The sequence below is a fragment of the Ornithinibacillus sp. FSL M8-0202 genome (genome assembly GCF_037975285.1).
In the GTDB taxonomy this organism is placed as follows: Bacteria; Bacillota; Bacilli; order Bacillales; family Amphibacillaceae; genus Ornithinibacillus; species Ornithinibacillus massiliensis.
Genome location: NZ_CP150248.1, coordinates 2,567,246 through 2,589,339, shown reverse-complemented (window position 1 = coordinate 2,589,339; position 22,094 = coordinate 2,567,246). Strand labels below are relative to the sequence as shown.

21 protein-coding genes and 1 pseudogene are annotated in these 22,094 nt (G+C 34.2%); 3 read left to right on the top strand and 19 right to left on the bottom strand.

Going from position 1 to position 22,094, the window contains the following annotated elements:
- The first annotated feature begins 59 nt into the window (after positions 1-59).
- From MKY78_RS13255 to MKY78_RS13245, 3 genes are all read left to right on the top strand, one after another.
- Positions 60-1,613: an IS66 family transposase gene (locus MKY78_RS13255; RefSeq protein WP_339213305.1), complete on the top strand. Its 1,554-nt coding sequence runs from the start codon at positions 60-62 to the stop codon at positions 1,611-1,613.
- A 113-nt stretch (positions 1,614-1,726) separates the two neighbouring features.
- A complete protein-coding gene (locus tag MKY78_RS13250) occupies positions 1,727-1,906 on the top strand; it encodes an ATP-binding protein (protein WP_339213303.1) in 180 nt (59 codons plus the stop codon).
- Between the two features lie 14 nt (positions 1,907-1,920).
- On the top strand, positions 1,921-2,121 hold the full coding sequence (locus tag MKY78_RS13245) for a hypothetical protein (RefSeq protein ID WP_339213301.1): 201 nt from the start codon (positions 1,921-1,923) through the stop codon (positions 2,119-2,121).
- 243 nt (positions 2,122-2,364) lie between these two features.
- Here the strand turns inward: MKY78_RS13245 and MKY78_RS13240 are convergent.
- The 19 genes and pseudogenes from MKY78_RS13240 to MKY78_RS13150 form a co-directional block, all read right to left on the bottom strand.
- Positions 2,365-2,487, bottom strand: a pseudogene (locus tag MKY78_RS13240) (UDP-glucose 6-dehydrogenase); the annotation flags it as partial.
- A gap of 4 nt (positions 2,488-2,491) precedes the next feature.
- Positions 2,492-3,403 carry a sugar transferase gene (locus MKY78_RS13235; RefSeq protein ID WP_339213299.1) on the bottom strand — a complete coding sequence of 304 codons (912 nt, stop codon included), beginning with the start codon at positions 3,401-3,403 and terminating at the stop codon, positions 2,492-2,494.
- Positions 3,404-3,420: 17 nt separating this feature from the next.
- A complete protein-coding gene (locus tag MKY78_RS13230) occupies positions 3,421-4,782 on the bottom strand; it encodes a flippase (protein ID WP_339213297.1) in 1,362 nt (453 codons plus the stop codon).
- Between the two features lie 99 nt (positions 4,783-4,881).
- Positions 4,882-6,153, bottom strand: a complete 1,272-nt coding sequence (locus MKY78_RS13225; protein ID WP_339213295.1) for an O-antigen polymerase — start codon at positions 6,151-6,153, stop codon at positions 4,882-4,884.
- A gap of 121 nt (positions 6,154-6,274) precedes the next feature.
- Positions 6,275-7,468 carry a glycosyltransferase gene (locus tag MKY78_RS13220; protein ID WP_339213293.1) on the bottom strand — a complete coding sequence of 398 codons (1,194 nt, stop codon included), beginning with the start codon at positions 7,466-7,468 and terminating at the stop codon, positions 6,275-6,277.
- On the bottom strand, positions 7,465-8,595 hold the full coding sequence (wecB, locus tag MKY78_RS13215; RefSeq protein WP_339213291.1) for a UDP-N-acetylglucosamine 2-epimerase (non-hydrolyzing): 1,131 nt from the start codon (positions 8,593-8,595) through the stop codon (positions 7,465-7,467). The genes MKY78_RS13220 and wecB overlap by 4 nt, the downstream gene beginning before the upstream one ends.
- A 3-nt stretch (positions 8,596-8,598) precedes the next feature.
- A complete protein-coding gene (locus tag MKY78_RS13210) occupies positions 8,599-9,708 on the bottom strand; it encodes a capsular polysaccharide biosynthesis protein CapF (protein ID WP_339213289.1) in 1,110 nt (369 codons plus the stop codon).
- 16 nt (positions 9,709-9,724) lie between these two features.
- Positions 9,725-10,762, bottom strand: a complete 1,038-nt coding sequence (locus tag MKY78_RS13205) for a nucleoside-diphosphate sugar epimerase/dehydratase (RefSeq protein ID WP_339213287.1) — start codon at positions 10,760-10,762, stop codon at positions 9,725-9,727.
- A 28-nt stretch (positions 10,763-10,790) separates the two neighbouring features.
- Positions 10,791-12,116, bottom strand: coding sequence for a hypothetical protein (locus tag MKY78_RS13200; RefSeq protein WP_339213285.1), 1,326 nt, complete (start codon positions 12,114-12,116; stop codon positions 10,791-10,793).
- Between the two features lie 62 nt (positions 12,117-12,178).
- Positions 12,179-13,306, bottom strand: a complete 1,128-nt coding sequence (locus MKY78_RS13195) for a glycosyltransferase family 4 protein (RefSeq protein ID WP_339213283.1) — start codon at positions 13,304-13,306, stop codon at positions 12,179-12,181.
- Between the two features lie 32 nt (positions 13,307-13,338).
- Entirely contained in the window at positions 13,339-14,313 is a 975-nt protein-coding gene (locus tag MKY78_RS13190) for an ATP-grasp domain-containing protein (RefSeq protein WP_339213281.1), read from the bottom strand.
- Entirely contained in the window at positions 14,303-15,250 is a 948-nt protein-coding gene (locus MKY78_RS13185; protein WP_339213279.1) for a pyridoxal-phosphate dependent enzyme, read from the bottom strand. The genes MKY78_RS13190 and MKY78_RS13185 overlap by 11 nt, the downstream gene beginning before the upstream one ends.
- A complete protein-coding gene (locus MKY78_RS13180; RefSeq protein WP_339213278.1) occupies positions 15,237-15,773 on the bottom strand; it encodes a GNAT family protein in 537 nt (178 codons plus the stop codon). Before MKY78_RS13180 ends, MKY78_RS13185 begins: the two co-directional genes overlap by 14 nt.
- 18 nt (positions 15,774-15,791) lie before the next feature.
- The gene (locus tag MKY78_RS13175; RefSeq protein ID WP_339213276.1) at positions 15,792-16,427 is read right to left on the bottom strand and encodes a sugar transferase; all 636 of its coding nucleotides are present in this window, start codon (positions 16,425-16,427) and stop codon (positions 15,792-15,794) included.
- Between the two features lie 3 nt (positions 16,428-16,430).
- Positions 16,431-17,558 (bottom strand): aminotransferase class I/II-fold pyridoxal phosphate-dependent enzyme, encoded by a 1,128-nt coding sequence (locus MKY78_RS13170; RefSeq protein ID WP_339213275.1) that lies wholly within the window; start codon positions 17,556-17,558, stop codon positions 16,431-16,433.
- 351 nt (positions 17,559-17,909) lie between these two features.
- Complete coding sequence (gene galU, locus MKY78_RS13165; protein WP_339213273.1) at positions 17,910-18,791, bottom strand: UTP--glucose-1-phosphate uridylyltransferase GalU; 882 nt, start codon at positions 18,789-18,791, stop codon at positions 17,910-17,912.
- 23 nt (positions 18,792-18,814) lie between these two features.
- Complete coding sequence (locus MKY78_RS13160; RefSeq protein ID WP_339213272.1) at positions 18,815-20,638, bottom strand: nucleoside-diphosphate sugar epimerase/dehydratase; 1,824 nt, start codon at positions 20,636-20,638, stop codon at positions 18,815-18,817.
- A 7-nt stretch (positions 20,639-20,645) separates the two neighbouring features.
- Positions 20,646-21,269, bottom strand: a complete 624-nt coding sequence (locus tag MKY78_RS13155) for a LuxR C-terminal-related transcriptional regulator (protein ID WP_339213270.1) — start codon at positions 21,267-21,269, stop codon at positions 20,646-20,648.
- A gap of 133 nt (positions 21,270-21,402) precedes the next feature.
- Positions 21,403-22,059, bottom strand: a complete 657-nt coding sequence (locus tag MKY78_RS13150) for a response regulator transcription factor (protein WP_339213268.1) — start codon at positions 22,057-22,059, stop codon at positions 21,403-21,405.
- Between the last annotated feature and the right edge of the window lie 35 nt (positions 22,060-22,094).

Below are 22,094 nucleotides of genomic sequence, written 5' to 3'. Positions count from 1 at the left end.
TTTTCGTTCGATAGCGTATACTATAGCTATCTTAACAGAACGAAAGGTGGTGAAATTGCATGGTTCAATCTTCTCCTGATCAGAACGATAAATTAATTAAACTTTTAGAGGAACAATTAAAACAATCGAATCGACAGATCGAAGCTTTGACCGAGCAAGTTCGCCACTTAACGAAGCTACTATATGGTTCGAAAACGGAGCAATCGAAATACAATCTACCCGATGGGCAAACGTCGTTATTCGATGATGAGGATGATGACGATTCTTTTAACTATTCTGAGCACACAGAAGAACAAAGCGAACAGAAGATTGCATATACTGTTGAACGTAAAGCAAAAAATAGAAAACGCAATGATTTTCTGGCAGATGACCTCGAAACAGAAGTCATTCATCATCACCCAGAAGATACGACATGCGATTGTTGCCAGCAAGCAATGACAGAAATGGGCAGCACCGTTGTCCGAGAAGAAGCGATGTTTATTCCAGCAACGATGAAGAAAATACAGCATGTAGAACATGCTTATGAATGCAAGAATTGTAAGGGACATTCCTTTCAGAACGCACAAATAAAAAGAGGCCAAGCACCACAGGCTCCTATTCAACGTAGTCTGACAAGTCCTAGCATTCTAGCGAAAGTAATCTATGATAAATTTATCCAGTATCTTCCGCTTTACCGTCAGGTAAAAGAATGGGAGCGTTGTGGCCTACATACGAACGATAAGAATTTGTCTAACTGGGTTATACGAACAGCTCAGGATTGGTTACTTCCCGTGTACCAACGGATGAAGGAAATGATGATGAACAAATCTATTTTACACGTGGATGAAACCTACGGAAAAATTATTCATCGTTCCGACGGGAAACCAGGAAATTCCAATGCCTATAATTGGGTGTACCGTAGCGCTCCTAGCCAAGGCCCCGTTATCATTCTCTTTCAAAGTGCGTTGTCACGTGCGAGATCCGTTCTCCAAGGATTTGTAGAGAACTTTACAGGGACCATTATCTGTGACGGCTATTCTGCATACGATAAACTCCCAGGCGTAACCTTCGCAAATTGTTGGGCACACGTTCGCCGATATTGGTTGAAAGTGAACAGTAAAAACGGGCAGATTGGAGTGAAATTTTGCGACGAGCTTTATCGCCTAGAAAGGGATTTTAAAAAATTATCCCCGAGTAAGCGAAGAAAAAGACGTCAAAAGCTTTCGAAACCAATCGTAGAAGAATTCCTGAAATGGATTGAGGAATCCCCTTTTTACGGCAATAACGCACTTGGAAAAGCAGCCGAATATACACTGAAATTGACAGATGGGCTTCGTGCCTTTCTCTATGATGGTCGCATTGAAATGGATAATAATCCAGCAGAAAATGCGATACGCCCTAGTGTGATCGGTCGAAAAAATTGGATGTTTTCCGTCAGCGAAGCTGGTGCCGAGGCCAATGCGATTTGTTTGAGTATGGCAGAAACAGCGAAAGCTAACGGTGTGGATTTCTATCAATATTTGGTGAAATTACTAACAGAACTACCAAATCTGGATATCCATCGAACGCCAGAAACTTTAAATAAGTACATGCCTTGGGCGAAGGCGATTCAAGCAACATGTGCAAAAAAATAAAATAACCGTAAATCTGTTTAAAACATCTCAGATTCACGGTTATTTGGCGTTTCTGTTTTTAATTTTAGTTGCTTCTATTATAAAATTTCTTAGTTCGGGCTTACCTTCATGTCTTGGAGATTATTGAGGAAAGATTAAAGAAAACGTCAACTATTTTCTGTTCGCAATACTCTCCAGAAGGTTGGACTCTAGACTTAGAACAGGAACAAATAGCTGATGCGATTCTAAACCGTACCGTTCATAATTCATATCAGATGTTAGTAGATGGTGAAGTTTCTAAGAGAACGTCATGAATAGTGGGATCTAAATGATTTCAATAGAGGTTGAACATCGTATAGCTAAGGATTTTCTTCACAGGTATTTACCTAGCTTGGTGATGATTAAAGTTGAAGAAAAACTATTACCTACCTGTATTTGGACTTCAGATGAGGATATTGACCATGATGAACTTGTGAATTGGGCAATTGAGATTATCGATAGTCAATTAGAGAATAATAGATTCAGATAAGAGAGCCATTAGAACGGACCGCTGTTCTAATCGCTTTCTTATCTGCACTTACTGGCTCAATCTATCCGCACTACTCAACAAACGCGGCCAAGTAAACACCCACGTCGATACCTAGAGGGATTCGAAGGATATATGCGGGCTACAACGAAATACCAATACCCCTAACCCTAGTTGGATATTGGATCCACGCTAGTCGCAAATTCATAGAAGCATTAAAGGCTCTTTCTGAATTTGCGATTACTTTATAATAGGAGAACTTTTATTGTTAATCACATCTACTTTTTCTTGAATAATAACAAGTGCAATGACCTCATTATGTTGGGATAGTAATATTTCATTACATAACCCCTTGATTGTTATTTTCATTTTTTTACTTCCTTAAAAACCTTTTAACCAAATTCTTAGGTTTAAGTAATATATATTCTAGTTTAGACATATAATAGTTTCGAAAACTAGAAAGAATCTCTGCATTTAACTCAGGATAATCAAAGTTACATTTTTTATAATCGCTATTTAATATGGAGTCATAACGAGTAGTCAACCCATTATGTGTTCCCGTTCCATCCAAACCAATATTTTTTATCCTTGATATTACTGGGTAGACTGTGTACATGTCTAGCTTAGATTGAGTATAACACCATCTTATCGCCCAAGAGTCTATCGTTCCATGCATTTGTAAGTCTAACATATTGGCCATATCTCTCCCACCACGGTTTAACTTCTTCCTCATTTTTTTGTTCCTTTTAAATTCTTGATAATCTGAAACGTCCCAATCCACTTCTTCCCATCGGTCTTTCCACGTAGCCCAACCCCAACTACATCCTCTATAAGATAAATATATTTCACTTTTATAATTATTTGGTATCTCAATAGGTATATTGTAGCCACTAATTGACCAAATTTTATTGTTACTCTCATAATAATCTAGCGCATCATTCATATATTGTAGAAAGTCTACCGAAGAAACAAGATCATCTTCTACTACTATTATTTTGCCATACTTTTTAATGATTTGTGTAACTCCAGTGATAACCGAATTTGCAAGACCTCTATTTTGCTGAGCCTTTTCTATATTTATAGTTTTAAAATAATTTCTTTCTGTTAGTGAGTCAATATAATCTCTAACAAGGGCCACATTCTCTTCCGATTGTTTACTTTTAGCTGCATCAGAAAAAAAATATATATTAGTCTCTTTTGCTAGATAATTGTCGGCAAGCGCCTCAATTGTCTTTATTGTATGTTCTGGTCTATCATATACAAAAACTACTACAGGTGCTAACACCAATAAATCCCCTCTCATCATAATTTTCGATTATGAAATTTGATAGCTCTAAACAATTCTTTTGGGGAAAGAGCCTTTAAAATCATAATTGTCGATACCCTTGTTTCTTTAAAAAATGCTAAGCCTAGTACATTAGCAGAAAATTGTGCACTTAATGTAGCAACTGCCGCTCCATGTCCGCCCAATTGAGGAATTAATAAGTAATTAAGTACTAGATTCACTATAAACCCTAGTGAAGTGTATACTAGGGTATATTTTTGCTTTCCTTCACACAGAAGCCATATGGAACGTGCAGATCCTAACATAGCAAACGTTCCTGCCCATATACTAATAGAAAGTATACTAGCTGCTTCTAAATAATCTGAGCCAAACAGAATACTAACTATAATTTTAGAGAATGGTAAAATCAGTACCCCGAATCCTATTCCCATCCAAGCAACAATGATGTATAATAATTGAACTAATTTTAAGTAACTTTCTTCATTTTCTCTCTTTTTGCTCATAATAACTGGTTTAAAAGATGTTATTAAAGCTAGAGGTACAAAGTACCACATGCTAGCTATTGATACAGCTGCGGAATAGACTCCCACCTCTGATTTATTTGACAACATATATCCTAACATAACTTGGTCAACTCTCATATATAGCGTAATCATTAGGCCTGATAATATGAGATACCAACTTTTTGATAAAATACTCTTGGCATAATAAAATTTAAATTGCCATTTACTTTTATCCTCTCTAATTTTTAAATAACAAATTATTAGTCCTGTACCGATTATAATCGCATCTATCATATAAATTAGTGATAATTGGATTAAACTGCCTCCAGTTAAAGCTAATATTACTTTCAACCCTGAGGATACAAGGTTAGAAACTATTCGTACAATCGATGATATTTTAGCGCGCTGATAGGCTTGTATCCAATATTCTATAACCTCAAGCGATTTAATAACCATCATGGAAGACATAATTAAAACCAATAAGTGAATATTCCCATCACTAGGTTCTAGAATTCTTATGATTGAAGTAGCAAGAATAGTTAAGACTATTCCTCCTAACACTCTTAGAACTAAGCTGGTACATAATATTGTTCCTTCGTTATAATCTTTTTCAACTATTGACTTTACTGTTAATGTTTCAAGCCCTAATGTAGATATTGCTGTAAATAACATTACAAATGATAAAGCATAGTTAAAAGTTCCAAATTGTTCTGGCCCAAAATAGCGGGCTAATATCGCAGTAACGAAAACCCCTATCAACATCGTTAGCACTTTATCACTAACTATCCAACTGGAGTTTTTTAATATTTTACTTGCTACTTTATTATTTAGAATAGCTCTTCTTATATTAAAATTATTTTTTTTATTTAAGCTCACGGAGTTCCCTCTTTTTAAGACTTCACGTTCTCTTCGAATTATTAATTATCTCAAAGGTAAAATACCGTATTCTTTTTCGAACGTTTTTAAATTGTAATTCTAATTAGTTTGTTTCTTTGAAAAATAATTAAAACACAAAAATAACAAAATCACCGCCCAAGGAGTAAATCCTGTCCCAGACCATTTCATCACACTTTCATATATCATAATCCCAATCATAATATAAATTCCTTTATAAGCAATCTTATTAGTTGATATCATTTTTTGATACGCCAATTTGGCCATAACGCCAAACATTATAGGTCCTATAATTACACCTGCGATTCCAAAATCATAAAGAAATGCAAATATCATATTCGGAAAAGCATTATAGAGTGTATTGTCACCTACGAGTAAAAATGTTTGGTTATATTCAGCAAGAAAATATGAAGGTTGTTTGATTTCTAAGCCTATAAATCTTAAGCCCATTATAAAAATGTCTAGTACTCCACTAAAAAACATGCCTCCAAAAAGTAGTACTCTTTCCTGAACCAACGATGTATATTCATATAACTTTTCAAAATATACATATGGAGCTGTAAAATATCCTACAACTGTTCGAAGTATTCCAGAGAACATATTTGCACTTAGTCCAGTTCTAACAATAGTAATAGTAACTAAACCGACAACCAGAGTCCCTAACAAAGTTCTTATTTTAAACCTCTGAGAGATACTTAAATTTATCTTTTTTCTGTGCATTAAATAGCTGAAAAAAAATATCAGTGCACTGTTTAAGATAATTCCCCTACCTCCAGATGAGAAAGAATAGAGCGTTACACAAAAGATAGTTGTAATGAACAAGTACTTATTTATTTTATTCTTATTATCTTCAAAAAATAAAATTGAAATTAGAATCACGCTGAAATAAATTATAGGAGTAATAACCCAATTTGTTGCTAAACTTTCATATATATTTCTTAAATCTCCATAAAAGTATAAGTATCTAACCATGCTATAATTAACACCTGATAATAATAATCTTAGAACCTCTATCGATAGACTGAGTAGATATACTATTATAACAGTGTGAATTGCTATTAAAAATTTTTTTATTTTATTTTGATTAAGACTCTTACTAGATTCAGTCGGTGGCACTTTAATACTCTTCTTCGTAAGAACAATAAGAGGTAGATTAAAAGATATAATACCGAGTAACATTATTAAGTAGGTATTTGGTGAAGGTATATAAAAATTAAAAAAGCCAAACCCAGAAATAAAAATAGTAATACCCCACCAAAAGTTAAATATAACCATAGGACTGTATATTTTTTTTTCTAGTCCAATTCCAATAATCAAAAAAAAGGTACAAACTATAACAATTAAAAAACTCATTTTTTCATCTCCTTGATGCTATTGTAAGCAATAGCAATAGCAACTACCTATAATATATTGATTTTCAGGTCAATAGATGAAAAGATAATATTAATTATAGGCTAGCTATTATTGTATTCTGCTAAGTTGCATATAACTCTATATATTCACTATACCGTTCATTTTTATTATAGTAGGTTATAGCCCTTTTAACACACTTAGATGAATAATTTACTTTTCCTTTTTCTTTGATTATCTGTATTCCATCTCTTAATCCCTTAATATCCCCTTTTCTAACAACTAATCCACAGCCTTCATCGATACATTCGATACTTCCTCCTGTGTTAAAAGTAATTACAGGTGTTCCACATGCAAGAGCTTCTATATTTACCATACCTAATACTTCCTCTAATGTTGGATTAGCAAATACATCGGCTGCTGAATATATTTCAGATAATTCACCAATAGAATTAGTCTTAGTAATACCAATAATATTTGATGGTAGTTCTCTTTTCTGTTCTTCTGTTAGCCCAACTAAAACAATTATTTCATCTTCTTTTAGTTCCTGAGCAAGATCCATGAAATACTTATAACCTTTTCTTTTCCCCCAAACACTAGCAACCCCAAGTATAAGGAACTTATTATCTATATTATATTTTTTCCTAAAATCGCTCTTTATGGGATGGAATACATCTATATCTATACCATTATTAATAACTTTAATATGATAATTCTTTAGAAATGATTGTTTCACTAAGTCAGCGAGCCAATTTGATGGAGTAACAATGGTCATATTATTTATACTATTGAAAAGTCTTTTCTTATCTGAAAAGGCCTCTTTAGAACGATCAAAAATTAAACTTTTAGGATAATCTTTCAAAGCTGGACAATTTCCACAACCACTTTTCCATTTATCACAACCAACATAATCGAAGTGTGCACAATGACCTGTAAAGCCCCAACAGTCGTGTAGAGTCCAAATTACCTTCTTATTTATTCTAGCTAAATAATTGAATAGAATTTCTACATTTAAATAATGACCATGCAAGTTATGCAGATGAATAACATCTGGATCTATTTCTCCCAACTTCTTAATTAATTCGTGGGTCGCTTTCCTTGAATAAAAACCATGTTTCCCTAACAAACGAGTTTTGGTTTGATGCATTCTAACATTAACTTTACCACCAAATTTTATTGCTTTTGGATAATCTGAATTACCAACACCATAAAGGATATAATTCTCAATATTATGTTCACTTAATTTCTTACTAATATCCAACGCAATTCTCCCAGTACTACCTACTCCACAGACAGAGTTTATTTGTACCACTTTCATAAGCTTTTACCCCAAACTACTCTATTTATATAATCTGTATATGACAATATTATTCTAACAACTTTATCCGATACATTAGGCATACTATAATCTGATACCTTTCTCAAAGTGTTCTTTTCTTGCGCTTTTAAAATTTCCAATCCTTGTAATATTCTTTCTTTCCTTAAACCAACCATCATCACTGAAGCTTCCTCCATCGCTTCTGGTCTTTCATGAGCTTGTCTAATATTTAGTGCTCTAAATCCAAGAATAGAAGACTCTTCACTAATCGTTCCACTATCACTAAGTACTGCCTTTGCTTTAGTTTGAAGTTTCACATAATCATTAAATCCTAATGGCTTCATTGTTTTGACTTGTGGATTAAATTCGATTCCTTTTGCATCAATCATATTTCTAGTTCTAGGATGTGTACTTACAATTACAGGCATGTTATATTTCTCTGCAATTGCATTTAAACTATTCACTAAATCCTGGAAGTTAGTTTCCGAATTAATATTTTCATCTCTATGAGCAGATACAACAAAATATTTCCCTTCTTCAAGGAATAATTTCTCTAATATATCTGAGCTCTCAATATCATCTTTTCTAGAATTAAGAACTTCAAACATCGGGCTCCCTGTTTTAATTATCCTATCTGATGGAAATCCTTCTCTAAGAAGATATTCTCTTGCAATATCACTATAGGTTAAATTAATATCGGCTGTGTGATCAACAATCTTTCTATTTGTTTCTTCCGGAACTCTGGCATCAAAGCATCTATTACCCGCTTCCATATGGAAAATAGGAATATGTCTTCTTTTTGCTGCGATTGCACATAAACAGCTATTAGTGTCTCCAAGTACTAAAAACGCATCTGGTCTTACTTCTTCCATGATAGGATCTATTTTAACTAAGATATTACCGATTGTTTCTACAGCTGTTCCCGTAGCCGCATTAAGAAAATAGTCTGGCTTCTTTAAATTAAAATCTTTAAAGAATATTTCATTTAATTCATAGTCATAATTTTGCCCGGTATGAACAAGTGTGTGTTCAATTGCATTTGATTCTTCTAATTTATTTATAACTGCTGATAATCTAATAATCTCAGGTCTAGTTCCAACGACTGTCATAACTTTTAGTTTCTTCATTAATTATACCTCCACAAAATAAGTGTCTGGTTTTTCCGGGTCAAAGCATTCATTTGCCCACATTACTGTTACGAGATCAGTTTCTCCTACATTTACAATTGAATGTGTATAGCCGGTAGGGATATCTACAACTTGTAACTTTTCACCACTTACTTTATATTCAACAATTTCTTCAGAATTTATGTTTCTAAAACGAATTAAACCTTCTCCACTTACAACTAAAAATTTTTCATTTTTAGTATGATGCCAGTGGTTTCCTTTTGTAATCCCTGGTTTAGATACATTTACAGAAACTTGTCCTCTTTCAGGTGTTCTCAAAAATTCAGTAAAAGAGCCTCTGTTATCAGAGTTCATTTTAAGGTTATATGAAAACTGATCTTCAGGTAAAAAGCTTAAATAAGTACTATATAGCTTCTTTGTTAAAGCATCTTCCATATTAGGGATACTTAAATTTGTTCTGCTTTCTTTGAAGCTCTTTATAAGGTTAGCTAACTCTCCAAGTTTAATATTATGTGTTACTGGCACAACACAGAAATCCTCATGCATTGTGGGCTTTCCCTCTAAAGCTCTTAAAAATTCTTCTAATACATCATCTATATAACAAAGATTAAGCTCTATGTCGGGGTTGTTTATCTGAATATCTAAGCCTCTAGCTATATTATGACAAAATGTAGCTACCACGGTATTATAGTTTGGTTTGCTCCACTTACCAAATAAGTTTGGTAGTCGATATATATAAGATTTCGCACCAGTTTCGTTATGATAATTAAATAGTAAATCCTCTCCAGCCTTTTTACTAATTCCATAAGGATTATCCTTTTCTGCTTGAACGGACGAAGTTAGAAGAACTGGAGCTTTATTTCCATGTTTCTTTAATAGTTCTAGTAATTGAGAAGTTAAACCGAAGTTACCTTCCATATACTCATTTTCATTTTTAGGTCTATTTACTCCTGCTAAGTGAAAGACAAAGTCACATTCTTTTGTATATTTCTCAAGTAATGAAATATCACTTTCCCTAGAAAACTCATATATATTGTTATACCCTCTATTTCTAAGTTCAGCTATTAGGTTTTTCCCTAAAAAACCTTTTGCTCCTGTAACAAGAATATTCATAGTTAAATACCACCTTTTAGTTTGATACCTGAACTTTTTTATTCCATTGCTCCAATTCCTTCTGTACATAATCTAATTCAAGAAGCTTTTCTTTAATTTGTTCAACATTTAAGATCTGAGTGTTATCAGAATTATATTCCTCTACAGTAGTAAGCTTTTGGTCTCCTTCTGCAAAATACTTATCATAGTTTAGATCTCTTTGATCTGCTGGAACTCTATAGAACCCAGGTAAATCTTCTGCCTTTACATATTCCTCTTTTGTAAGAAGAGTTTCATAACGCTTTTCTCCGTGACGTGTTCCAATAATTTTTATTTCATTATCAGCATGAAATAGTTCCTTTACAGCTTGAGCAAGATCACCAATTGTACTAGCAGGGGATTTTTGAACCATGATATCTCCAGCTTCAGCATTTTGGAAAGCAAAAATAACCAACTCTACTGCCTCTTCTAAGCTCATAAGAAATCTTGTCATATTAGGGTCTGTTACTGTTAAAGGCTGTCCATTTTTTATTTGTTCAATAAATAGTGGAATAACTGAGCCACGTGAGGCCATGACATTACCATACCTAGTTCCACAAATTAAAGTTCTATCTGGACCAACCGTTTTAGATTTAGCTACAAATACTTTTTCCATCATAGCTTTTGAAATACCCATAGCATTAATTGGATATGCCGCTTTGTCCGTTGAAAGGCATATTACCTTTTTTACTCCATATTCTATGCCTGCCGTTAATACATTCTCTGTTCCCATTACATTTGTTTTAACAGCCTCAAGGGGGAAAAATTCACATGATGGAACTTGTTTTAGTGCTGCTGCATGAAAAATATAATCCACACCATGCATAGCATTTTTTACACTTGCCAAATCCCTCACATCACCGATATAAAACTTTAGCTTGTCATTTTTATAGTGTTTTCTCATGTCATCCTGCTTTTTCTCGTCACGTGAGAAGATACGAATTTCTTTTATATCAGTATTTAAGAATCTCTCCATTACAGCATTTCCAAAAGAACCTGTTCCACCTGTAATCAGTAATGTTTTATCTTTAAACATAAAATCATCTCCTATTAACTAGCTGTAGTTACTTTTTTACTAACTCAGCCAAATCATGACGCAAACCCTCTCTAATTATCTCAATGCGATGATATTTTTCACCGCATGTCCGGGCTTTTTGACCGTAAAATTCAATTAAATTTTGGTTCTCAATAAGCTCTCTCAACTTATCTTCCAAATCCGCCAAATCATCTACTACCATTGCCGCATCATTTTTTTTTAGATAATCAATGGAAGCGGCATCTCCCCAACCGACAGCTAAAATACAACGTCCTCTTTCAAAGTAGTCCACAATTTTTGTTGAAAAAGATAATCGTGTTAACAACTTTTCTTTTAGTTTCAAAGACTCTACATGAACTAAAATATCAGCTTCACCTTGAACTTTTTTAACTTTATCGGCTGGAATCCCACCCATAAATTTAAGACTTCTACTACTATCAAATGTTTTTTTGACTTTTAAATCTAATTTATTTTGGGAATATATATATAAATGAGCGACATTCGCTTTATTGTTTATCCTATCTAATATATATCCAATTTTAGCCAATGTTTCCCATCGTCCTGCAGTAATATTTCCTGTAAATACTAGTTTTAAAGGTGAATTTTTACTCTTGTTTTTTGGGAACGATGAATTAAATTGTCCTCCCTTATTTAATACTTTACATTCCCTATTTAGATATTTATCATATTCCTCTTTTTGTTTAGGTATAATAGTATAAACTAAATCACTTAATCTTACCGTTTTTTCAACACTTCTTCTTGATATCAATTTATTCAGCCAGAAAAATGGTGACAAGGAAAATCGTCTTTTGGAGTATATATCATCAACAAAATAAATTGCAGTTTTCTTTTTGGTTTTATTAATAACATACCTTTGTATATCGTTCATATATGTTTGTGAGCATGCTAATAAAAATACCACATCTGGGTTAAAATCATCTATAAAATCATCTAATTCTTCAGTTTTCCAATTTGTTATTTTCCATAATAGATTTCTTGCATCCAAAAATATATTCAATCTAAAATTCCTAAAGAAAGAATAAATTCTTTTTCCTGTTTCTTGATCCTCTTTAACATCACTAGATATGTTGCCTTCTAAATGACTATTAGATAATTCAACACCTGTTTTTATATTTTTATTAAATATGTTTTTTATCAGTCTATTTTCTGCAATCTGAAAGTATTTATTACAGATAGAATTTTCAGGAAGATCTGCTCTTGTATAAAGCATAGCTATCTTTTCTTGAGGCCAGTCACCAAATAAATTTGTATAAGTATTACCTATATTATTAGAATTAGACCAAGTTGCGTCTGAAATTAAAAGCACTTTCGGGAAATCCTTATTATTGTCCATTTATACTCCGCCTTCAATAAATCATTTATAACCGCCTAAAGTACTACTAGCTCTATTAATAACTAATGACCCTTTGGATTATCATTAGCTATTTGATAAGCGTCAAGCAAATAAACAAGCGAACTATCAATATTAAACTCTTCTACAAGTTCAATATTTTCCTGCCCCATTTTATTTCTTAGCGATTCATTATTTTTCAGTTTTTCAATTGCTTTTGCGAATCCATTAACGTCCAAGGGGCTGCAGCAATAACCTGTTTTACTATCAATTGAATAATCAACAATTCCGTGCACGTTCGAAGTTATAATTGGTAAACCAGATGCCATAGCCTCTAGCGCTGCCATGCCAAGACCTTCACGCCTAGACGGAAAAACAAAAACATCTGCTGCTTTACAAATATCAGCTATATCTTTTCGATATCCCAACAGTTTAACTTGTTTATCTACCCCTAACTTTTTTGATAAATTTCTAAGGTAGCTATCCAATGCACCTTGCCCACATATTATATAAATAATATTAGGATTGTTTAATTTCGCTACAGCCTTAATTACAGTTTCATGATTTTTATTCTTATTTAGTTCTCCTACTGAAAGTAATACAAAGGAGTTTTCCTCAATATCTAATTCCCTACGTTTTACCAATTTATTAACAATCACTTGACTAATTTTTTTTGTATCAAGTCCGACACCGGGAATATATTTAGTACTTTTTGCTTTAAATACCCTCTTCGCCCTATTATAGTCCTCTTTATTAATAGTTATTAGCACATCAGTATATCTTGATAACCAATATTCAATTGGATAATATAACAACCAATTTTTAATTGGCCCGCCTCGAAAAAAGTGAAAACCGTGAGCAGTATACATTACCCGAACATTCTTCATATTTCTACAAGCGAGCCTTACACATATTGAAGCAACAGGTGTATGAGTATGAACAATTTCATACCCTTTTTCCTGTATAAGTTTTTTTAATTTTTTATAAGCTACATAATTATGTTTTGATATAGGTGAACGTTGAAATTTTATATCAAAAACTTCACAACCACTATCAGTAAGACTAGGACTTATATCTCTATCAATATTACAAGCTACATCCACATGATGGCCTTGTTCTATTAAAAGCTTAATGTGTGGTATCATAAATGCATTAATTGTATTCGACAATGTGGATACATATAATATTTTCATTTATTATAGCCTTCCTTAATAAGTATTAAATGTTAAGAACGTTTAATCTTCAACTCGTTAAATTTCATCATATATATTCCCTCATCATATTGCCCAATTACTTCTCTATTCATTTTACTATCCACATTGTTAATAACCATACCTGGTATATTTATACCACTCTCATATGCATGAGGATAGCCTCCACCAAAACGAGGATTTACTTCAGAGATATAATATTCACCATTAACCTTAAAAATATCAATATCAATAATCCCTTTAAACCCTATATCTTTCACAAATTTCATGATTAATTCAAATAGTCGTTCATCCTTAATTGAAACCGATTTGTCAGTTTCACCAGCCCTCATCTTTATTTTCTCTTTTATAAATATCGCAACTGGTTCACTAGAAATCATATCAATATAAACATCCACGCCGTATTCAGTTCCATCCATAAACTCTTGTATCATGAGGTTATCGTATCGACTGAATAACAACTCAATTTCTTCTTTTGAAGCTACTTTGCTTATATTAATACTTGCACTACCTCTCACAGGCTTAACAAAGACTGGATAACTTATTACTCCAGCTTCTATGTCACTGTAAAAAATCTCTTTATCTATATAACTCTTAACAGTATTAAACCCATTCTGAACTAAAAACTCAAACATCTTATATTTATCAAAACATAGTTCCACAACACTTAAATCTGATACAATAGGCGTCGTACCAATATCCAGAAAGGCCTGTTTATGTTCTGCAAGAAGACATAGTTCAGGATCGATTAATGACAAGACTGCTTTAATCTTATTCTCTTTACAAATAGAGAGAATCGCATCAAGGTATCCTTCATCATCCATTCGAGGGACGATAAAGTGCTTATCAGCCTCATATAGGGCTGGAGCCAAATCACAACAGTCTGTTGCCATTACAAGACCTCTACCATCTAACTCTTTCTTAAAATACTGCACAATTTTATTTCTAGTACCACAGCTTAATATTAGTATGTTTAAATCATCGCTCATTGTTAAGATCCTCCAATTTATCAAAAAACAATGGTGTCCCACCAGTATGAATAAATAGTATCTTCTTATCCTTAATATGATTCTTTTTAATATACTCTTTCATGCCCCAAAAAGCTTTTCCAGTATAAGTTGTATCCATTGGGATACCATCCTTAATTAAAACATCCTTAATAGTTTGTAATATTTTGTCGTTATAGGAACCATATCCATCAAGTACATAGTCGTCTATAAATTCTATTGCTTCAGATACAATTGGTTCTTTATACTGACTCAACAAATAACTATTGACACTTTCAAGAACTACTTGACTACCAAAAGGATTTTTTCGTGCATTGCTAATTCCAATAATTTCTCTCTCATCACCATGTAGTATTTTCCCACATACAAGTCCAGCTTGTGTGGTTCCTGTTCCAGTTGTATGAAAAATATAATCAAAATGCATACCTACAGACTTTTCATAATCTACAATTTCTTCATATGCATTAATATAAGATTGTGTCCCAATATCACCATGGCCTCCCCCTTGGATAAAATAGGGATTGTAACCTTTTGCTCTTAATTCTTCCATCTTGCTTTCAATCGTAAGACTTACTTGGGTTACAGGACATTTCGTAACGAAAGCACCAAACAACTTAATCATTTCACTATTAGATGTTGGGTAACTTGATTCAGTTGGTGAAATAATATAACATGGGATACCCTTTGCAGCTGCAATATTAGCTATAACTCTACAATGATTCGAGCTACTGCTTCCATACGTAACGACACAATCTGATTTTTCTGAGATTAAGTCTTCGAAAAATAGAATTGCTTTTCTTGCCTTATTTCCTCCAAATGAAATGGGGAGAAGGTCATCACGCTTAATATAAAATTCGTTGTTATTTAGATTTTCACTTAAACTTTGAATTGGTGTTGCATTATAGTTAACTAAATCCAATTTTTACTCCACCTACATTATGAATATAGTTTTCCACATCTAAGTTATATACATATCTATCTATATATTTTCCGTCATAAAATAGATCATTTTTTAGTAATCCCTCTTTTACAAAGCCACTTTTTTCAAAGAGTTTTTGAGCGCGAATATTATCTACTTCCGTATAAAGATATATCTTATTGAGGCCAATTTCCTTATAAGACTTTTTAATTAAAAGGTCCGTTGCAACTTTAGCTATGCCTTTTCCTTTAAATTTGTCTTCACCAAGACAAATGTAATATTCAGCTTCTTTATTCTTCAAATCAATATTTAGTAACCCAATTAATCCAGCGGGTTCTCCAGTATGTGTAATGGTATAATCGACCCTATCATCTCTACCTTCAAGAGATTTGAACCATTGAAGAGTTTTATCTTCCCTTAGAGGTAAATCATAATGCAGGTACTTATTATTTTTATCATCATTTATCCATTTTACCTTATATGGTATATCCTCTTCTTGAAATTTCCGAATGGCGATTTCCATATTATAACCCCTCACAATTTAATTAATGTTAGATGATTTCTCTGTCCCTATTACATTGTTATGAGTATATATACTTTCACGTTTGAATAGCTTTTGAAGTGTCTTAAAAAGAATCTTAATGTCTAACCAAATATTAAATGTTTCAATATATTTAACATCAATCGGAATTCGTTCATCCCATGATACAGAATTCCTCACAGTGACCTGTGTTAAACCAGTCATACCTGGCTTCATTTCGAAACGTTTTCGTTGAAAATCACTATAATCTTCATATTTATATGGATGATGGGGTACGGGAGGTCTCGGGCCAACTAAGCTCATATCACCAGTAACAACATTCCAAAGTTGAGGAAGTTCATCCAAGCTTGTGGCACGAAGTACTTTTCCGATTTTTGTAATTCGGTTATCACTTTCAGTTTTTACAAACAAACCTGAGCCAATTTTTTCAGCATTAACAACCATTGTTCTAAATTTTAAAATTTTAAAAACCTTACCATTCTTCCCAAGGCGTTCTTGTTTAAAAAACACTGGACCTTTTGAGGTCAACTTAATAGATAGAGCTATAATAATTAGAATCGGAGAAATAATAATAATACCTATTAAACTACCAAGAAAATCCATCATACGTTTAATAAATAAGTTAAAAACTCTCATTGTTTATCTCCACAACCCCTTAATAATCTCTACAACTCTATTCAACTCTTCATCCGTCATCTTCGTATCAGACGGCAAACATACACCATTCTCAAACAATTTCTCCGATACATCCGTACCAACAAAGTCATATTTTTCAAAGAATGGCTGCAAATGCATCGGTTTCCAAACCGGTCTTGATTCGATATTCTCAGCTTCCAAAGCTTCCATTATATCAATCGGCCTCACCTTACCAGTCAACGTTAATGAGCTTAACCAATAATTTGGTTCATCCCATTCGTTGCTAGGCATAAACTCAACACCTTCAAGCCCACCAAGTTCTCTTTTATAAAACTCAAAAATGTAGTTCTTCTTGGCAACTCTTTGATCTAACACTTTAAGCTGTCCTCTACCAATCCCTGCAACAACATTACTCATCCGATAATTAAATCCTAGTTCACTATGTTGATAATGTTTTGCCTGATCTCTTGACTGGGTTGCCCAGAATCTAGCCTTTGCAATCCGTTCTTCATTGTTAGAAACAAGCATCCCCCCACCGGAGGTTGTGATAATCTTGTTTCCATTAAAAGAGAAGATACCATAATCACCAAAAGTCCCTGTATGCTTACCTTTATAGTAAGTACCCAAAGACTCCGCAGCATCTTCTATAACTGCTACATTATGATCCTTACAAATCTCCATAATCTTATCCATATCAGCGGATAAACCATATAAATGAACCACAATAACTGCCTTTACTTCTGGGTACTTCTCAAATGCTTCTTCTAAAGCTTTCGGACTCATGTTCCAAGTTTCATAATCACTATCTATAAAAACAGGAACTGCATTTTGATAGATGATTGGATTTGCTGTAGCAGAAAAAGTAAGTGTCGGACAGAATACAATATCCCCTTCACCTACTCCAGCAGCTTTTAAAGCTAAGTGAATAGCCGCTGTTCCTGAAGACAGTGCAGCAGCGGCTTTAGAACCAACCTTTTCAGCTAGTTCCTTTTCAAATCCATTTACGTTTTCACCAAGTGGAGCAATCCAGTTTGTATCAAAAGCTTCCTTAACATAATGCATTTCATAACCTTCATCACTCATATGCGGTGAAGAGAGAAATATTCTTTCTTTCCCTTTTTTAGAATCCATCTTCTAGACTTCCTTCCTCAGTTAAGTTTGATTTTAGTAGATTAGGACTCAATTAGAACTTTCTTTCTAACCAACTACTAAACTACTAACAATCTGCTACCTCATCGTAGAATTAGTATTAAAGTTAGGGCATCTAACCCCACCTCACACCACACTATCGACAACAAGAGTCTAAGGTCTTTCAACCCACAGCATAGCCGAGTGCCTCCATTGATAAATGGTAAAAAGACATCACCTGAATTTCCAATTAGAAGTCGAAGAATGTCTATAACTTATAAATACAAGAAGTATCCTTGCATCATAAAACGACATCCCTCGACACTGGCCTTACCATCTAAACACAAAATCAAATTAAACTTTCAGCTTAAATTCTTCTAATTTTCCTTCCAAGTACTTATACAACTCTTGACGTACCTCTTCATTCTGCAACCCGAACTCAATATTAGTCGTCAAGAACCCAAGCTTCTCTCCAACATCATATCGCTTACCTTCAAAATCATAAGCATAAACACGTTGAACCTCATTCAACATTTGAATCGCATCCGTCAACTGAATTTCCCCACCAGCACCAATCTGCTGTCTATCAAGGAAACCAAAAATTTCAGGAGTAAACACATAACGCCCCATAATAGCTAAATTAGAAGGTGCAGTACCAGGCGCTGGCTTCTCAACAAAATTACTAACTTGATAACGACGTCCTTCGATAGTACTAGGATCTACAATACCATAACGATGTGTTTCATTATCAGGAACCTGTTGCACCCCAACTACAGAAGACTGAGTTTCTTCAAATTGCTGAATCAACTGTCTTAATCCAGGAATCTCAGCCTGCACAATATCATCACCAAGTAAAACGGCAAAAGGATCATTACCAATGAACTTACGTGCACACCAAACAGCATGACCTAAACCTTTAGGTTCTTTTTGACGAATATAATGAATATCTACATTTGTAGTCTCTTTAACCTTATCTAATAATGCAAATTTTTCTTTATTCAAAAGATTCTCTTCCAACTCGAAGTTATGATCAAAATGATCCTCAATTGCACGTTTACCTTTACCAGTTACAATAATAATGTCCTCAATTCCAGATGCAATGGCTTCTTCTACAATATACTGAATAGTAGGTTTATCCACAATCGGAAGCATCTCTTTCGGCATCGCTTTTGTCGCAGGTAAAAATCTAGTTCCTAGTCCTGCTGCAGGTATAATTGCTTTTTTTACTGTTCTCATCATTTGTTCCCCCATTATTATTGTTATTCAGAAGCAACTAAACGCTGCTCCTCAAACACAATCCCCATCAATGCATCCTTCAACTCTACCCTATTATAGGTGTTAAAATTATCTATCAAGTTCTGTACAGCTTGCGTATTAACATCTACTGTCCTACCAATATATATCTTTTCATACACAGCCTCTGGAAGAATCTCCTTCTCATTAAGAAGCTCCTCATACATCTTCTCCCCAGGTCTTATTCCTGAGAACTCAATCGGAATTTCTTCCTCCGTATAGCCAGATAATCTAATGAGGTTTCTTGCCAAGTCTACTATTTTGACAGGCTCACCCATATCCAACACAAAGATTTCCCCACCGCGAGCAAGCGTACCAGCCTGAATCACCAGTCGGGAAGCTTCTGGAATCGTCATAAAGTAACGTGTCATTTCCGGATGTGTAACGGTAACTGGTCCACCCTTTTCAATCTGCTTCTTAAATAGTGGAATAACACTGCCACGACTACCAAGAACATTACCGAAACGTACTGCAACGAATTTCGTCTTACTATGTTGGGCCATTGACTGTACAATCATTTCAGCAACTCGCTTCGTTGCCCCCATTACATTCGTCGGATTGACTGCTTTATCGGTTGAAACTAAGACAAACGTATTCACATCATATGCATTTGCTGCTTCTGATACATTACGAGTTCCAATCACATTGTTCTTCACTGCCTCATGCGGGTTGTACTCCATCAATGGTACATGCTTATGGGCTGCGGCATGATATACGACATAAGGTCGATGCTCTTCCATAATATCAAACATACGTTGTCTATCCTGCACATCACCGATGATTGGTACGATTTCGATATTAGATTGGCCATATATTTCACGTAATTCCATATCAATTTTATAAATGCTGTATTCTCCATGACCAACCAACAATATCTTACCTGGTGTGAATTTCATCAACTGACGGCAAATCTCAGAACCAATCGAACCACCCGCACCAGTAACCATTACCGTATTTCCCGTAACATATTCTGAAATCTTATTAATATCAAGCTCGACCGGTTTACGACCTAGTACATCTTCAACCTCTACATTACGAAGGGTATTAACTGTAATTTTTCCACTCATTAAATCTTCAATTTTCGGCAACATTTTAACCTTTGCCTTCGTCTGATTACATAATGTTACTATTCGCTGAAGCTCACCATTCTTCAATGATGGAATGGCGATAACAATATGCTCAATATGATGATTTTCTACTATCGACTCAATATCCTTTATCTTTCCAAGTACAGGAACACCATACACTTCCATGCGTTGCTTATGTATATCATCGTCTACAAATGCTACTGGCAATAGTTCGCTCTGAGCATTATTATAATGGAACTGACGAGCAATCATAGACCCTGCCGCACCAGCACCAACAATGAGTGTCCGTTTCTTACCAGCATCATTCGAAATGTAACGATCTCGAACGATACGCCAGATGAAACGAGAACCACCAATTAATACAATATGTAATAACCATGTTACGATTAATGCTTTACGAAATATCGTGAAGTCATTAACTAAAAATTGGATAAACCCAGCACACACCACAGAGAATGTCACTGCCTTGACTATGGCAACTAATTCACCGACACTCGCATATGCCCATACCTTATTATACAACTTATACATAAAGGCGAATAGATGATGGAATAGTAATAATGATATCGAAGTATAAATTAAAACGGAATACTCTCCATCTGGTGCGTTAGGATAAGCAATCCACGCCGCAACGAAAACCGCAAATGTTACAATCACTGAATCTAACAAGATAAGTGCTACTAACCTCTGCCGATAGCTCAATGTTTCATCACTCTTTCTTTCTCAATCTTTGCTTATTATATTTCTCTAGCTCCTTAATGGCTGCTGAGCGTTCATTTGTGCCTAGCTTTGCATAAATATGACTAATATGTACCTTCACACTACCTTCAGAAATACCAAGTAAGGTTGCAATCTCTTTATTCGAATGGCCATGTTGCATTAGTGAAGCTACCTTAGCTTGCTTAAGCGTCAAATCAAACTCTAACTGTGCACGCATTGAAAACTGATCATATTCAACTCGCTTCATCCGAATGAAATGGTCAATAAAGTCACCGACCATATTTTGTGGCATATAGAAATGATTATTTAGAATCCTTTCCAAAAGTGTTACCAGATTCTCATAGAGTAGCTTCTGCTTAGAAAGAATGCTACAGACACCAGCATCAATTAACCGAAGAACAGGTAACTCCTCATACTTGTTCGTGATTAGAATGACCTTTTCTTCTTTTAGAACATGTACTATATTCGTCACATCGTGTTCTGTGAAATCCTCATCATCCAATAACACGACATCCGCTGGTAACCTCGTCACTATCGACACATGGTCGTATTTAATTAATTGTTCCTTAAGCAAAAGAAAAAACTTGCTTTCTTGAAGCAAACAAATTTTCATCCTAAAACGCCCTTTTTCTTTCTTGTTATATTGGACCTAGTTTTCTTAACCAAATCATACTATAAATATAGTCACTTTTAATAGTGACTATATTTATAAAAGTCATGATTTTGTAGGAATTAGTCGTAATTTGTTACTTCAGCAAGTTTGTTAAAAATTGAATTACTTTCTCACGCTTTTTAATGCCCAGTTTCATATAAATATAACTAATATAATTCTTTACGGTTCCTTCAGTAATATGTAATTGGAGTGCAATTTGCTGATTATTTAGCCCCTCAATCATAAGTCTAGCAATCTCCAACTCTCTTCTCGTTAAATAAATCCCCTTATGTTCTAACCGTTTTGCCAATAGCTGGTTCTTATTCAAAGTCAATTTCCTCACACTGTTCACTATCACTTTAGCAATTTCACCGGAGATGACGTATTGACCTCTCGCAGCATCACGAATGGCTTGGCACAACATGTCCGGATAGAGTTGTTTAACAAGAAAACCATCCGCCCCATTGGCAATCCCTTGGAAAATCATGTCCGAATCCTGCTTGTCTGTTAAATAGATAACTCTAGTATCTGGGTTTACCTCTCTGATTATGGAACGAGTCTTAATTGCTTTTAAATCTGGTAATTCTACATCCATTACTACCACATCCGGTTGAAGCTCCTCCACTATCTGAATAGTTTCCTCTCCTGTTCCGGCAGCTCCGATTACTTCTATATCCGGCTCTTTATCGATTAGTGTTCGTATCCCCTCCCGAATTATCCGCCAAGGATCTACTACTAATACTGTAATCAAAAAATCCATCCCCTCTTGCTAAAATCATCCTAAAC

Coding starts and splice junctions, on each gene's coding strand:
- MKY78_RS13255 (WP_339213305.1), top strand. CDS start 60: ATGGTTCAATCTTCTCCTGATCAGAACGATAAATTAATTAAACTTTTA.
- MKY78_RS13245 (WP_339213301.1), top strand. CDS start 1,921: ATGATTTCAATAGAGGTTGAACATCGTATAGCTAAGGATTTTCTTCAC.
- MKY78_RS13225 (WP_339213295.1), bottom strand. CDS start 6,153: ATGAGTTTTTTAATTGTTATAGTTTGTACCTTTTTTTTGATTATTGGA.
- MKY78_RS13220 (WP_339213293.1), bottom strand. CDS start 7,468: ATGAAAGTGGTACAAATAAACTCTGTCTGTGGAGTAGGTAGTACTGGG.
- wecB (WP_339213291.1), bottom strand. CDS start 8,595: ATGAAGAAACTAAAAGTTATGACAGTCGTTGGAACTAGACCTGAGATT.
- MKY78_RS13210 (WP_339213289.1), bottom strand. CDS start 9,708: ATGAATATTCTTGTTACAGGAGCAAAAGGTTTTTTAGGGAAAAACCTA.
- MKY78_RS13205 (WP_339213287.1), bottom strand. CDS start 10,762: ATGTTTAAAGATAAAACATTACTGATTACAGGTGGAACAGGTTCTTTT.
- MKY78_RS13200 (WP_339213285.1), bottom strand. CDS start 12,116: ATGGACAATAATAAGGATTTCCCGAAAGTGCTTTTAATTTCAGACGCA.
- MKY78_RS13195 (WP_339213283.1), bottom strand. CDS start 13,306: ATGAAAATATTATATGTATCCACATTGTCGAATACAATTAATGCATTT.
- MKY78_RS13190 (WP_339213281.1), bottom strand. CDS start 14,313: ATGAGCGATGATTTAAACATACTAATATTAAGCTGTGGTACTAGAAAT.
- MKY78_RS13180 (WP_339213278.1), bottom strand. CDS start 15,773: ATGGAAATCGCCATTCGGAAATTTCAAGAAGAGGATATACCATATAAG.
- MKY78_RS13175 (WP_339213276.1), bottom strand. CDS start 16,427: ATGAGAGTTTTTAACTTATTTATTAAACGTATGATGGATTTTCTTGGT.
- MKY78_RS13170 (WP_339213275.1), bottom strand. CDS start 17,558: ATGGATTCTAAAAAAGGGAAAGAAAGAATATTTCTCTCTTCACCGCAT.
- galU (WP_339213273.1), bottom strand. CDS start 18,791: ATGAGAACAGTAAAAAAAGCAATTATACCTGCAGCAGGACTAGGAACT.
- MKY78_RS13155 (WP_339213270.1), bottom strand. CDS start 21,269: ATGAAAATTTGTTTGCTTCAAGAAAGCAAGTTTTTTCTTTTGCTTAAG.